This window comes from Pseudonocardia kunmingensis (assembly GCF_006716445.1).
GTDB lineage: Bacteria > Actinomycetota > Actinomycetes > Mycobacteriales > Pseudonocardiaceae > Pseudonocardia > Pseudonocardia kunmingensis.
The window spans coordinates 273,746-287,321 of record NZ_VFPA01000003.1 but is presented as its reverse complement, the minus strand read 5'-3'; the positions used below and the strand labels follow the sequence as shown (position 1 = coordinate 287,321).

Here is a 13,576-nt window from a genome sequence, read left to right as displayed (position 1 = left end):
CTCGCAGCGATCATCTTCAGCCGACCGGCGCGGACCGCGGGCGCGGGGCGAAGCCGGCGGCCCGGTAGCACTCGTCGATCAGCTCGGCGGTGGCCACGGCGTCGTCGGCGTCGGTCGGCACCGGGACGCCGTCGCGGACGGCGGCGGTGAACGCCTCGAGCTGGTAGGCGTAGGACGGGCGCAGGCCCGGGCGTTCCTCGCGCTCCGACCCGCCCGCCGTGACGCGGATGCGGTCGTCGCGCCCCGGCACGGCGAAGTTCGCCGCGCTCAGCTCGCCGCGGCTGCCGACGAGGTGCGCCGTCATCCGGACCTCGTCGGCGGCCATCGAGCTGTGCACCACGCCCGTGGCGCCGCCGGGGAACGCGAGCTCGGCCCGCAGCCACTCGTCCACGCCGCGGTGGCGGGCGTGCTCGCGTCCGGCGGCGCCGGTGACGTGCGGGGCACCGCCGGCGACGCGGCCCAGCACCCGCAGCAGGTGCAGGCCGTAGCAGCCCACGTCCATCAGCCCGCCGCCGGCGAGCGGGAGCGACCAGCGCAGGTCGCCGTCCGGCGGCGACGGGATCTCCATGTGCACCTCGACGTGGTGCAGCTCGCCGATCTCGCCGGAGCCGGCCACGTCCAGGATCCGCTGCGCGACCGGGTGGTAGAGGTAGTGGAAGGCCTCCATGAAGACCAGGCCGCTGCGGGCGGCGGCGTCGCGCACCTCGCGGGCCTCGTCGGCGTTGCTCGCCGACGGCTTCTCGGTGAGCACGTGCTTGCCCGCCGCCAGCGCCGCGAGGTTCCACGGGCCGTGCAGCCCGTTCGCGAGCGGGTTGTAGACGGCCTCCACCTCGGGGTCGGCGAGGACGTCTGCGTAGGAGGCGAGCACCCGCTCCACGCCGTGCTCGGCGGCGAAGGCCGATGCGCGGGCGTGGTCACGGGCGGCGACGGCGACGAGGCGGGCGCCGGTCAGCTGCGCGGCGCCGACGATGGCGGCGACGGAGATGCGGGCAGCGCCGAGAACACCGATCCGGAGAGGTTCCACGGGGAGATCTTCCCCCGCACCCCGGAGCACCTTGGAGCCCTCCTGCTCTTTTTCGGCGCCAGGAACGGCAGTAAGGCTCCGAGGTGCGGTCTCACGTCAGTGGATGTGCGCTCGCCAGTCCTGCGGGACCCGTCCGGCCGGCCCCGGGACCGGCTGGTCCAGCGGGCGGTGTTGGGGGTCGGGGAGGTCGGGGCCCTCCGCGGCGCTGCTGGTGCTGTAGTCCCAGTACCAGCTCTCCCCGGGCTCGAAGCTGCGCACGAGCGGGTGGCCGGTGGAGCGGAAGTGGGCGGTGGCGTGCTGCGCGGGCGAGCTGTCGCAGCAGCCGACGTGGCCGCACCGGACGCACCGGCGCAGGTGCACCCACCAGCCGCCGGCGGCGTCGCACTCGCTGCAGCCGGGGCCGCTCGGCGCGGCCGGGGTGTCGATCCCGTCGGTCATCCCGCCATCATGGACCGCCCCGGGGGCGACTCGTGTGAAGTGGAGGCCGGGTGTGCGGGTGCGTCAGGTCGGGCGGGTCTCCAGGAAGGCCCTGCGGGAGTTCGCGATGTGCTCGCCCGCACGCTCGGCCGCCACGGTCTCGTCGCCCGCCGAGATCGCCGCCAGGATGCCCCGGTGTTCGGTCCACGACCGCTCGCCCTGCACGTCCACGTTCGCCGCGTAGATCCACTGGATGCGGTCGGCGACCTGCCGGAACAGCGACAGCAGGCTGGCGCTGCCGCTCTCGCGGGCCATCGTCAGGTGGAAGCGGGTGTTCAGGGCGGGTAGGTCCGCAGGCTCGCCGGCGCGCACGGCCGCGAGGCCGGCGGTGACGATCTCGTCCAGGCGCGCGACCAGGCCGTCCGCCCCGCCCGCGGCCACACGGGCGGCGCAGCGCCGCGCGGTGATCTCCTCGATGGTGCAGCGCACCGCGTACAGGTCGGCGGCGTCGTCGGTGGAGATCGTGGCGACCGTGGCCCCGGAACCCGGCCGCACGTCGACGAACCCCTCGGCGGCGAGCGTGCGCAGGGCCTCCCGCACCGGGACCCGGGACACGTCGTAGCGCCCGCACAGGCTCGACTCGGTGAGCCGGGTGCCCTGCGCCAGCGCGCCGCGCAGGATGTCACCGCGCAGCTCGCGCAGCACCCGGCCCGCGGCCCCGCTCACGCCGTCATCGTGGCGCCGGGGATCGCGTCCAGCAGCGCGCGGGTGTACTCGTCCTGCGGGCGGTCGAAGACGTCGGCGGTGCTGCCGTGCTCGACGATCCGGCCGCGCCGCATCACCAGCACGTCGTGGGCGATCAGGCGCACCACCGCGAGGTCGTGGGCGATGAACAGGTACGACAGCCCGAGGTCGCGCTGCAGCTGGGTGAGCAGCTCGAGGATCTGGTCCTGGACCAGCACGTCGAGCGCCGACACGGCCTCGTCGCAGATCACCAGCTTCGGCGCGAGCGCCAGCGCCCGGGCGATCGCGACGCGCTGGCGCTGCCCGCCGGACAGCTCCACGGGGTGGCGCTGGGCGGCGGCGCGGGGGAGCGCGACGTGGTCGAGCAGCTCGGCCACCCGCTTGCGCCGGGACGCGCCGTCGCCGATCCCGAACACGCGCAGCGGCTCGTCGATCAGGCGCTCGACCGGCAGCACCGGGTCGAGGGAGCCGTACGGGTCCTGGAACACCGGCTGCATGTCCCGGCGGATGGCACGGCGCCCGCGCCGGTCGGCACCGGCGAAGCTGCGCCCGCCGATCGCGATGCTCCCCGCGGTCGGCTGCTCGAGCCCCAGCACCATCCGGGCCGTGGTGGTCTTGCCGGAGCCGGACTCGCCGACGATCGCGGTGGTGGTCCCCTCCGGCACGGCGAACGAGACACCGTCGACGGCCCGCAGCGGCTCCCGCTGCCCGCGCACCCGGTAGGTCTTGACCAGGTCGGTGACCTCGAGCGCCGGTGCGGCACCGGTCACCGGCGCCACCGGGACGGCGCGGCTGCGGCCGGCCGCCACCGAGGGGGCGGCCGCGATCAGCCGCCGCGTGTACTCGTGCTGCGGGTCGCGCAGGATCTGCGCGGCCGGGCCGGTCTCCACCACCCGCCCCTGCCACATCACGACGACGTCGTCGGCCCGCTCGGCGGCGAGCCCGAGGTCGTGGGTGATCAGCAGCAGCGACGTGCCGCGCGCCGCGGTGAGCCGCTCCAGGTGGTCGAGGATCTGCCGCTGCACGGTGACGTCGAGGGCCGAGGTGGGCTCGTCGGCGATGAGCAGCCGCGGCTCGCAGGCCAGCGCGATCGCGATGAGCACGCGCTGGCGCATCCCGCCGGAGAACTCGTGCGGGTACTGCCGGGCGCGCCGCGCGGCGTCCGGGATGCCGGCCTCGGTCATGAGCTCGACGGCCCGCTCGCGCGCCGCCCGCCCGCGCGCCAGCCGGTGCGTCACGAGCGTCTCGGCGATCTGGCGCCCGACCCGCGCCACCGGGTTGAGGTTGGACATCGGGTCCTGGGGCACCAGGCCGATCTCGCGCCCCCGCAGCCGGCGCAACCGCCGCTCGTCGCCGGTCGTGATGGCGCGCGTGACGTCCTCGCCGTCGAACTCGATCGATCCGCCGGTGACGCGGCCGGTGCCGGGCAGCAGGCCGATCGCGGCGGCCGCGCTCGTCGACTTCCCGGACCCCGACTCGCCCACGACCGCGACCCGGTGCCCGCGCCGGACGGTGAGGTCCACGCCGTGGACGACGGGCCGCAGCCCGCCGCTCCCGGCGTAGGCGACCTCCAGGTCGCGGATCCGCAGCAGCGGGGGGTTCTCCGGAGTGGCGCTGCTCATCGCTCGGCCCCGCCGGCGCTCGGCCGGCGCTTCGCGCGGGCGCTGTCACATGATTCGCGCGCAAGCTCGCTCATCGGGGTCTCCTCGAGGAAGGGGCTCAGCGACCGGCCGCGTAGCCCTGCGCGCCGCGCGGGTTCGCCGCGGCGCTCAGCACGCCGGTGGCCGGGTCGCGACCGACGCTGGACAGGCGCCCGAGGCTCCAGTCCCCGCCGCGGGTGATCCGGTGCCCGCGCCGCTCCAGCTCGGCGATGACGTCCTCGCCCAGCCGGTCCTCGACGACGGCGCCGCCGGGCGTCCAGGTCCGCGGCCAGAACGACCCCGGCATGGACGTGGTGTGCAGGGCGGGGGCGTCGATCGCCTGCTGCGGCGAGTAGCCGCCCACGAGCGTGCGCAGCAGGTAGAGCAGCTGCCACTGGTCCTGCTGGTCGCCGCCGGGGGAGCCGAGCGCGGCCACCGGCTGCCCGTCGCGCAGCAGCAGCGTCGGGGTGAGGGTCGTGCGCGGCCGCGCGCCGGGCTTGAGCGAGGACGGGGTGCCCTCGGTCAGCCAGGTCATCTGCAGCCGGGAGCCGAGGCAGAACCCGAGCTCCGGGATCGTCGGCGAGGACTGCAGCCAGCCGCCCGACGGCGTGACGGCGACGACGTTGCCCCACCGGTCCACCACGTCGACGTGGCAGGTGTCGCCGCGGGTCTCCCCGGACAGTACGACGGTCGGCTCGCCGACGCCCGCCGCCGCGGCCTCGTCCGGCTCCTCGTCCAGCGGCGGCACGAACGGCTCCCGCCCGTCGGGCCGCCCGGGCCGGAACTCGTGCGAGGCCTCGGCCCCGATCAGCGCGCGGCGCTCGCGGGCGTAGTCGGCCGAGAGCAGCGTCTCCAGCGCGCCGTCGGCGATGTCCTCGCCGTAGTGCGCGTCGCGGTCGGCGAGGGCGAGCTTGAGCGCCTCCAGCACGTGGTGCGCGCCCTCTGCGGTGGACGGGTCCATGGCCTCGTCGGGCAGGCCGTCGAGGATCGCGAGGGTCTGCAGCAGCATCGGGCCCTGGCCCCACGCGCCCGTCTTGGCGACCGTCGTGCCGCGGAAGTCGAGCGTGACGGCGGGCTCGAACGAGGCCGAGAAGCCCGCGAAGTCGGCCTCGGTGATGACGGCGGCGTGGTCGGTGCCCGAGGAGTGCCGGTGCGGGGTGCGCAGGAACGCGACCGCCTCGCGCGCGACGAAGCCCTCCTTCCACTCCCGCCGGGCCGCCGCGATCCGCCCGCGCCGGTCGCCCGCCCCGGCGCCGGCCTCCAGCAGCCGCTCGAGCGTGCGCGCGTACGCGGCGTTGCGGATCACCTCGCCCTCGCGCGGCGCGCGCCCCTCGGGCATCCACAGCTGCGCCGACGTCGGCCAGTGCTCGGTGAACAGCTGCGCCACCGTCTCGATCGTCGTCCCGACCCGCCCGACGACCGGGTGCCCGTCGCGGGCGTAGCCGATGGCGAAGGCGAGGACGTCGGCGAGCTCCCACGTGCCGTGCTCGTCCAGCAGGAGCAGCCACGCGTCCACCGAACCGGGGATCGCGGCGGCCAGCCCGCCGGCGCCCGGGACGAGGTCGAGACCCTCGCCGCGGTAGTGCGCGATCGTGGCGCCGGCGGGCGCAGGGCCCTGGCCCATCAGCACCCGCGGCGTCGGCTCGCTCGACGTGGCGAAGACCCCCGTCAGGTCACCGCCCGGGCCGTTGAGGTGCGGCTCGACGACGTGCAGCACGAACCCGGCCGCGGTGGCGGCGTCGAAGGCGTTGCCGCCGCGCTCCAGCACGGCCTGCGCGGTGGCGGTGGCCAGCCAGTGCGTGGTGGCCGACATGCCGAACGTGCCCTGCAGGGTGGGGCGCGTGGTGAACTCGGCGGGCGGGACGAAGGTCACTGAATTCCTCTCGATCATTTACGGCGGGAGCCGGGCTACTTGCGGCGGGAGCCGGGGCTCAGCACGTCCCGCAGGGCGTCGCCGAACAGGTTGAAGGCCAGGCAGATCACGACGATCGCGAGGCCGGGGAACAGCGCCGCGTACGGCGCGCGGACGATGTACTGCTGGGCGTCGGAGAGCATGATGCCCAGGCTCGGGCTGGGCGGCTGGATGCCGAGCCCGAGGAACGACAGCAGCGCCTCGCCGATCACGGCGACCGGCATGATCACGGTGGCCTGCACGATGATCGACGACATCGCGTTGGGCAGCACGTGCGTGGCGAGGATGCGCACGCCCGAGGCGTCCATGGTGCGGGCGGCGAGCACGAACTCGTGGCCCTTGAGCCGCAGCGTCTCCGCGCGCACCACGCGGATCATGGTCGGGACCTGGGCGAGGCCGAGCGCGATCGCGGCGTTGGCCAGGCTGGCGCCGTTGATGGCCGCGAGCCCGACCGCGACGATGAGGAACGGGAACGCCAGCAGCAGGTCCGTCAGCCGGGAGACGAGCGCGTCCAGCCACCGCCAGTAGCCCGCGAGCAGCCCGAGCGGCGCGCCCACCACGATCGCCAGCGCCACCGCCAGCACGCCGACCTGCAGCGACGCGCGCGTGCCGTAGAGGATGCGGGAGAGGATGTCGCGGCCGAGGTCGTCGGTGCCCAGCGGGAAGCCGACGGTGCGCGGCAGCTGGAACGGCGTGTCGAAGTGCACCTCGTCGGCCGGGTAGGGGGCGATCCACGGGGCGAGCAGCGCGGCGAGCACCACGATCAGCAGCAGCGCGCCGCCGACCACGCCGAGCCGGTGGTGCAGCAGGCCGGACAGCACCCGGCCGCGGCGGCTGCCCAGCTCGTCGTCGGTGCCGACTTCCGGCGTCACGAGAGCCATCAGGTGTTCCCCCCTGCGACCCGGATCCGCGGGTCGATCACCGAGTACAGGACGTCGACGGCGAGGTTGATCAGGATGTAGGCGAGCGTCACCACCAGCACGACGCCCTGGATCACCGGGTAGTCGCGGCTGAAGACGCTGTCGAGGGTGAGCTTGCCGAAGCCGGGGAGCCCGAAGATCCGCTCCGTGACGACGGCGCCGGAGATCAGCCCGCCCAGCTGCAGCCCGACGATCGTCACCACGACGATCAGGCTGTTGCGCATCGCGTAGCGGATCACCACGGTGCCGCGCGAGGAACCCTTCGCGCGGGCGGTGCGCACATAGTCGGCGGACAGCGCGTCGATCATCGACGCCCGGGTCTGGCGCATCACGATCGCGGCGAGGCCGGTGCCGAGGATCAGCGCGGGCAGGGTGAGGTGCCACAGCGCGCGCAGCGGCTCCTCGCCGACGGCCACGTACCCCGACGCCGGGAACCAGCCGAGCCCGACGGCGAGGTAGAGGATCGCGAGCAGCCCGAGCCAGAAGTTGGGCACCGAGAGCGACAGCAGCGACACCCCGCCGACGGCGAGGTCCGGCCAGCGGCCCTTGTTCACGGCCGCGAGCGCACCCGCGGCCATCCCGACGACGACGGCGACGACGATCGCGTACAGCGACAGCCACGCCGTCACCGGCAGGGTCGTGGCGATCAGCTCGGTGACCGGGGTGCCGGTGCGCACCGACTCGCCCAGGTCGCCGGACAGCGCGTTGCCCAGGAACCGGGCGTACTGCACGACGACCGGCTCGTCGAGCCCCAGCTGCGCGCGCAGGGCGGCCACCGCCTCCGGGCTGGCGTCCTCACCCGCGAGCGCGCGGGCCGGGTCGCCGGGGAGGGCGCGCACGCCGATGAACACGACGATCGAGGCCAGCACGAGGGTGATCAGACCCTGGCCGAGCCGGGTCAACAGGTAGCGGCTCACTTATTCGCCCTCCTCGGCGAGGAAGCCGGCCCTGCCGAGCCGCACGACGCCGTCGGCGTAGGTCGCGATGCCCGCGACGTCGGTGGTGTACGCGGTGAGGTTGCGCTGCCGGTAGAGGTAGAGCAGCGGCACGTCCCGCTGGATGATCTCCACCACCTGGCCGTAGAGCGCCGCGCGGGTGGGCCGGTCGTTGACCTGCGTCGCCTCGCGGAGCAGCCGGTCCACCTCGGGATTGCTGTAGCCGGCGACGTTGTCGGCCGAGCCGGTCGCCAGGAACGGGAACATGTTGCCGTGCGGGTCGATGCGCCCCGACCAGCCCAGCTGCAGGACCTCGAAGTCGCCGCGGTCCTGCGTGTCGAGCAGCGTCGAGTACTCCATCGGCTGGATCGTGATCTCGAAGCCACCCGCGCGCACGCTGGCCTGCAGCGCCTGGACCAGCCGGAGTTGATCCTGCTGGTTGCTCACCAGCACGGTGAGCGGGTACGGCGTCGGCACGCCGGCCTCGGCGAGCAGCTGCCGCGCCCGCGCCGGGTCGTAGGGCGGGCAGGCCTCGCTCGCGGGCGTCGAGAACGGGCTGGCGGGGGAGATCGGCGAGCACGCCGGCTCGTGCCAGTTGTTGAACACGGCGTTGACCAGCGTCGTGCGGTCCACCGACAGCGCGAACGCCTGACGCACCCGGGGGTCGGAGGCGATCGGCGTGTCGATCGGCTGCGGCGGCTCGCCGACGCCTGCGACGTTGCCGACGTTGAACGTGATGCCCTGGTAGCCCAGCGAGCCGATCTGCAGGACCCCGATCCCGCGCTCCAGCTGCAGCGAGTCGACGTCCTGCGGGGAGATCGTGTCGGCCACCTGGACGTCGCCGGAGCGCAGGTTGGCGGCGCGGATGTTCGCGTCCGTCATGATCCGGTAGGTGATCGAGTCGAGGTGGACCTGGTCGGCGTCGTAGTAGTTCGGGTCGCGCACGACCGTGATCGAGGTCTGCGGCACGCGTTCGGCGAACCGGAACGGCCCGACGCACACCGGCGCGCTGCTGAAGTCGGCGCCCAGCTCGGCGAGGGCCGCAGGCGACATGATCATGCCGGCCCGGTCGGCCAGCGACGCCGTCAGCGGGGCGAACGGCTGCTCGTAGCGCACCACCACGGTGGTCGGGTCCGCCACCTCGATGCCGCTGATCGGCCCCAGCTCCCCCTTGCGCTTGGAGCCCTCCATCGTGAGGTTGCGCTCGAGGGTGGTGGCCACCGCGGCGGCGTCGAACGGGGTGCCGTCGGCGAAGGAGATGCCGGTGCGCACCGGGATCGTCACGGTCAGGCCGTCCGCGGAGACCGTCGGCAGAGCCGTGGCCAGCTGCGGGACGAGCTCGCCCGCGGCGTCGATGTCGTAGAGCTTCTCGCACATCGTGTTCATCACGTAGCGCGTGTAGAGCGACGACGACGTCGTGGGGTCGAGCCGGTCGGGCTCGGACGACAGCGCCATGACGAGGTCGCCGCCCTCGCGGACCGGGCGGCCGTCGAACCCGACGCCCGGGACGTCCGGGCGGGGTGGGGCGGGCTCGACGGGCTGCACGGGGATGCAGGCGGTGAGGACGACCGCGAGCACGCCGCCGAGGGCCACGGCGAGCGGGCGAGGGAGGGGCACGAGGCGGGTCCTTCGGGACGGAGCGGAGGGACATCAGATGTATACAAATGTGCGCCAGGCAGCAAGGTTTCCGGCGAGTTAAACCCAGTGTGACCATCGCCGCATCCCGGAACCGGCTGGGCGCCGGAGCCCCGCGTCAGCGCAAGGCGAGTCCCCTGTTCCAACCGCGCGAGTCTCCCGTCGCAGCCGCGCGAGTCTCCCGAACCGACAGCGCGAGTCTCCCGTCGCAGCCGGGCGAGTCTCTCGTTGGAGCAGGGCGAGTCTCCCGTCTCAGCCGGGCGCGTCTCGGGTTCGGCACGTCGTCATCGGCCTGCCGGGAGCTGCGACGGTCGGCCCGTGCGGGCGCGGGACCTGTACGTGTCGCATCACGGCGGCGACGGCGGGCGTGTCTCCTGGGGTGGCGGCTCCCGTCGGCCGTGCGTGCCGACGCTCGACGCAACGACTCGCTCGGAAGAACCGCGGTACTCGCCCTGTCGGTTCGGGAGACTCGCGCTGTTGGTTTGGGGGACTCGCGCTGTCGGTTTGGGGGACTCGCGCTGTTGGTTTGGGGGACTCGCGCTGTCGGTTTGGGGGACTCGCGGGTCAGGGGGGTGGCAGGAGGGTGCGGGCCAGTTGCTTCCACAGGGGCAGGTGGGGGTCGGTCCGCGGGTCGCGGTGTTCCAGGGCGTAGGCGAGGCCGACGCCGCGCATGCTCGTGAACAGCAGGTCCCGGACCTGCGGGTACGCGGGGTGCGTGACGAGTTCGGGGCCGTAGAAGCGGTCCATGCCGGCGCGGATGGCCGCGCCGATCTCGCGCTCCTCGGGCAGCAGTGCCGCGCGCAGCTCGTCGCGGGTGCGGGCGGCGGTCCAGAGCTCGACGGCCGCCCAGAAGTGCGGTTCGGAAAAGGTCTCCCACATCAGCTCGATGGCCCGGTCGAGCCGCTCGGGGCCGGACAGGCCCTCCAGGCCCTCGATGCGCGCGCCGGTGCGTCGCAGCCGTTCGACCGCCAGGTGCCGGGACGCGGCGACGAGCAGCTGGTCGCGCGACGGGAAGTGGTGCAGCAGCCGGCCGCGGGACACGCCCGCGCGGGCCTGGATGCGCAGCGTCGTGGCGCCGGCGTAGCCGCTCTCGACCAGGCAGGCCACCGCGGCGTCGAGGATCCGGGTGCGGCTGGTGGCGGTGCGCTCCTCGCGGCGCCCGCGCCGGGTCGCCGAGGGGGCCATGGCGCCGGAGGGTAGCCGGTTCCGGTCAGCGTTGACCCTTTCGCCTCCGAGCTACCGCGGCGGGCGGGGGAGCGACGGGACGGCCGCGGGGCGCGGCGTCGGGATGGTCGCCTCGGGTCGCGCGGAGCCGTCGAGCATGCCCGCACGGCCGGCGAGCGCCGCGGCCTCGGTGCGGTTGGCGGCCCCGAGGGTGCGCAGCAGGCGCGCGGTGAGCCGCTTGACCGTGCGTTCGGAGACGTGCAGCTCCCTCGCGATCTGCGACGTGCTCGCGCCGCCCGCGATGAGTGCCCAGAGGTGCTGTTCGGCGTCCGTCAACGCCGGGCAGGCGGACCGCGGGGCGGGGGCGACGCCTGCGCTCGCCGCCAGCAGCGAAGGGGCCAGCTCGGCCGGCGCCCGGGTCTTCAGCAGCACGCCGCTGGCGCCCGCCGCGAGCGCCTCGACAAGGGGCCGGTGCTCGGCGTGGCTGCGGACGAGCGCCAGCACGGGCAACCGCGGCTGGACGCGGCGCACCGCGGTGAGGGCGGCCAGTGCGCCGGGCGCGGCCAGCTCGAGGTCCAGGAGCACCACGTCGGGCTGGTGGCGGCGGACCAGCAGCGCGGCGTTCGCGGCGAGGTCCGTGCCCGCGACGACGCGCACCCCGCCGTCGGTGACCGCAGGCAGCGACTCCTCGAGCTGCCTGCGGAACAGGGGCTGCCGATCGACGACCACGACGCGCACCACCATGTCCGGTGGGTTCCCGCCCGCGGCCGGTCTACCGCCGGACCGACCGATCGGACGACGGAACCGGTCCGCTCGTCGTGCCGATCCGCAGCGTCACCGGCAGCATCAGGTCGTCGGGCGCGTCCCCGGCCACCAGGTCCATCGCGGCCTGCGCCGCCGCTCGGCCCTTCTCCGCGCTCGGCTGGACCACCGTCGTGAGCCGGGCGGGCGCCAACCACGGCAGGTCCGCGCCGTCGAACCCGACGACGGACAGGTCCTGCGGCACCCGCAACCCGAGCTCGTCGGCGGCCTGCAGCACCCCGGCCGCCAGGATGTCGCTCTGCGCGACGACCGCGGTGGGCCGCCGGTCCGGGGCCACGCCGAGCAGGACCCGCGCGGCCGCGGCGCCCTCGTCGACGGCGTTGCTGGACGTCTCGTACACCGGGACCGGACCGAAGACGTCCTCGACACCCTCGATGCGGTGCCGCACGTCGCGGTAGTGCGCCCGGGCGCGGCGTGCGGCGGAGACCGGGGCGCGGGTGCCGTCCAGGCGCAGCGGCATCGCGACGAGCGCGACGCGCCGGTGCCCGAGGTCGTGCAGGTGGCGGGCGAGGTCGCGGGTGCCGCGGCGGTCGTCGATGTCGACGAGCACGACGCCGTCGACGACCGGGCCCTCGACCGCGACGACGGGCACGCCGCGCGCGCGCAGCAGGTCGAGCGCGGGGTCGTCCTCGAGTCCGCAGGTGGCGAAGATGGCCGCGTCCAGCGGGATGCGCGCGATCTGGGTGGTCGACGGGCGGCCGGCGTCACCGGCGAGCAGCAGCAGCCCGACGTCGTGGGAGCCGAGCACCTCGCTGATCCCGTCGAGCAGCTGCAGGGCCACCGGGTCGCGGAACGCGTAGAGCAGCCGCTCGCCGATGAACGCGCCGACGACGCCGCTGCGGCCGCGGCGCAGCGATGCCGCGAGGGGGTCCGGGCCCGCGTACCCGAGCTCGGCGGCCGCGGTGAGCACGCGTTCGCGGGTGGCGGGGGCGACGCGCGGGCTGTCGGCGAAGGCGAGGGACGCCGTGGACGGGGACACGCCGGCACGCGCCGCGACGGCGGCGAGCGTCGGACGGGAGGACACGCCCGAACGGTAGCGGGATGGGCCACATCTCCGTTGAGCCCGGCGTGCGCGCCGCGTACGGTGAACGCGATCGAATCGATTCGACATCCCGACGGGAGCCGATGTGACCACCAAGGCGCTGCCCTCCACCGAGGCACTGAGGGCGCGCACGGCCGTATCCGTCGCCTTCATCGCGGCGGGCTTCGCGTTCTCGTCGTTCATCGCGCGCACGCCCGCGCTGCGCGACGCGCTCGGGCTGTCCACCGCGCAGCTCGGCCTGCTGCTGCTCTGCGCCTCGGGCGGTTCGGTGGCGGGGCTGCCGCTGTCCGGGCCGCTCGTGCACCGGCTCGGACCGGCCCGCGCGGTCCTCGCCGGTGCGCTGTCGCTCACGTTCGGGTTGGCGCTGCTCGCGGTCGGCATGTCGGTCGGGCAGGTCCTGATCGCGGCGCTCGGCCTGGCCTTCACCGGCCTCGGCACCGGGGTCTGGGACGTCGCCATGAACGTCGAGGGCGCCGACGTGGAGCGCAGGCTCGGTCGCTCCCTCATGCCCCGGCTGCACGCGGGCTTCAGCCTCGGCACGGTGGCCGGTGCCGCCATCGCCGCGGTGTGCGCCGCCGTCGGCGTCTCGCTGCCGATGCAGCTGGTCGGCGTCGTGGTGGCGCTCCCGATCGTCGTCACGCTGGCCGTGCGCCGGTTCCTGCCGGTGCCGGAGGCCGAGGCGGGGGAGACCTCGTCGGGTTCCGGGGTGCTCGCCGCGTGGCGGGAGCCGCGCACGCTGGCCGTCGGGCTGCTGGTGCTGGCGTTCGCGTTCACCGAGGGGTCGGCGAACGACTGGGCCGCCATCGCGATGGTCGACGGCTACGGCGAGAGCGAGACCCTCGGGGCGATCACCTTCGGGTTCTTCGTCGCCGCGATGACCATCGGGCGGATGTTCGGTGGCGCGGCGCTGGAGCGCTACGGGCGCGTCCCGGTGCTGCGGGCCACCGCGGTGATCGCGCTGGCCGGCCTGTTGCTGGTGCTGCTCGGCGGTTCGACGCCCGTTGCGCTCGGCGGGGCCCTGCTCTGGGGGGTCGGGGCCTCGCTGGGGTTCCCGGTGGGCATGAGCGCCGCCGCCGACGACCCCGCCCGCGCCGCCGCGCGCGTCTCGGTGGTCAGCTCGATCGGCTACACGGCGTTCATCGCGGGGCCGCCGCTGATCGGGCTGCTCGGCGAGCACGTCGGGATCCTGAATGCCCTGTTCGTGGTGCTCGGGGCCCTGCTGCTGGGCCTGCTCGCCGCCGGGGCGGCCCGGCCGCGCGTCCCGGCGCGACCGGCGGGGTCCGGGACGGGTGCCCCCGCTTGACGTCGGCGCGTCAGCGAG

12 protein-coding genes are annotated in these 13,576 nt (G+C 74.8%); 1 reads left to right on the top strand and 11 read right to left on the bottom strand.

Going from position 1 to position 13,576, the window contains the following annotated elements; genetic code table 11:
* Positions 1–16 precede the first annotated feature (16 nt).
* From FB558_RS24300 to FB558_RS24250, 11 genes are all read right to left on the bottom strand, one after another.
* Positions 17–1,024: a Gfo/Idh/MocA family protein gene (locus FB558_RS24300; protein ID WP_142057175.1), complete on the bottom strand. Its 1,008-nt coding sequence runs from the start codon at positions 1,022–1,024 to the stop codon at positions 17–19.
* Positions 1,025–1,120: 96 nt separating this feature from the next.
* Entirely contained in the window at positions 1,121–1,462 is a 342-nt protein-coding gene (locus FB558_RS24295; RefSeq protein WP_142057173.1) for a UBP-type zinc finger domain-containing protein, read from the bottom strand.
* A gap of 63 nt (positions 1,463–1,525) precedes the next feature.
* A complete protein-coding gene (locus FB558_RS24290; RefSeq protein ID WP_142057171.1) occupies positions 1,526–2,167 on the bottom strand; it encodes a GntR family transcriptional regulator in 642 nt (213 codons plus the stop codon).
* Entirely contained in the window at positions 2,164–3,807 is a 1,644-nt protein-coding gene (locus FB558_RS24285) for a dipeptide ABC transporter ATP-binding protein (protein ID WP_142057169.1), read from the bottom strand. Before FB558_RS24285 ends, FB558_RS24290 begins: the two co-directional genes overlap by 4 nt.
* A gap of 97 nt (positions 3,808–3,904) precedes the next feature.
* Positions 3,905–5,638, bottom strand: a complete 1,734-nt coding sequence (locus FB558_RS24280; protein ID WP_211366922.1) for a gamma-glutamyltransferase family protein — start codon at positions 5,636–5,638, stop codon at positions 3,905–3,907.
* Between the two features lie 95 nt (positions 5,639–5,733).
* Positions 5,734–6,618: an ABC transporter permease gene (locus FB558_RS24275; RefSeq protein ID WP_142057165.1), complete on the bottom strand. Its 885-nt coding sequence runs from the start codon at positions 6,616–6,618 to the stop codon at positions 5,734–5,736.
* Positions 6,618–7,574, bottom strand: a complete 957-nt coding sequence (locus tag FB558_RS24270) for an ABC transporter permease (protein WP_142057163.1) — start codon at positions 7,572–7,574, stop codon at positions 6,618–6,620. The genes FB558_RS24275 and FB558_RS24270 overlap by 1 nt, the downstream gene beginning before the upstream one ends.
* Complete coding sequence (locus FB558_RS24265) at positions 7,575–9,209, bottom strand: ABC transporter substrate-binding protein (protein WP_142057161.1); 1,635 nt, start codon at positions 9,207–9,209, stop codon at positions 7,575–7,577.
* Positions 9,210–9,791: 582 nt separating this feature from the next.
* Positions 9,792–10,412, bottom strand: a complete 621-nt coding sequence (locus FB558_RS24260; RefSeq protein WP_142057159.1) for a TetR/AcrR family transcriptional regulator — start codon at positions 10,410–10,412, stop codon at positions 9,792–9,794.
* A 51-nt stretch (positions 10,413–10,463) separates the two neighbouring features.
* Positions 10,464–11,120 carry a response regulator gene (locus tag FB558_RS24255; RefSeq protein ID WP_211366810.1) on the bottom strand — a complete coding sequence of 219 codons (657 nt, stop codon included), beginning with the start codon at positions 11,118–11,120 and terminating at the stop codon, positions 10,464–10,466.
* A 43-nt stretch (positions 11,121–11,163) separates the two neighbouring features.
* Entirely contained in the window at positions 11,164–12,237 is a 1,074-nt protein-coding gene (locus FB558_RS24250; protein ID WP_246106724.1) for a LacI family DNA-binding transcriptional regulator, read from the bottom strand.
* Between the two features lie 103 nt (positions 12,238–12,340).
* Here FB558_RS24250 and FB558_RS24245 point away from each other — a divergent pair, with 103 nt between their 5' ends.
* Entirely contained in the window at positions 12,341–13,558 is a 1,218-nt protein-coding gene (locus FB558_RS24245; protein WP_170231506.1) for an MFS transporter, read from the top strand.
* Positions 13,559–13,576 lie beyond the last annotated feature (18 nt).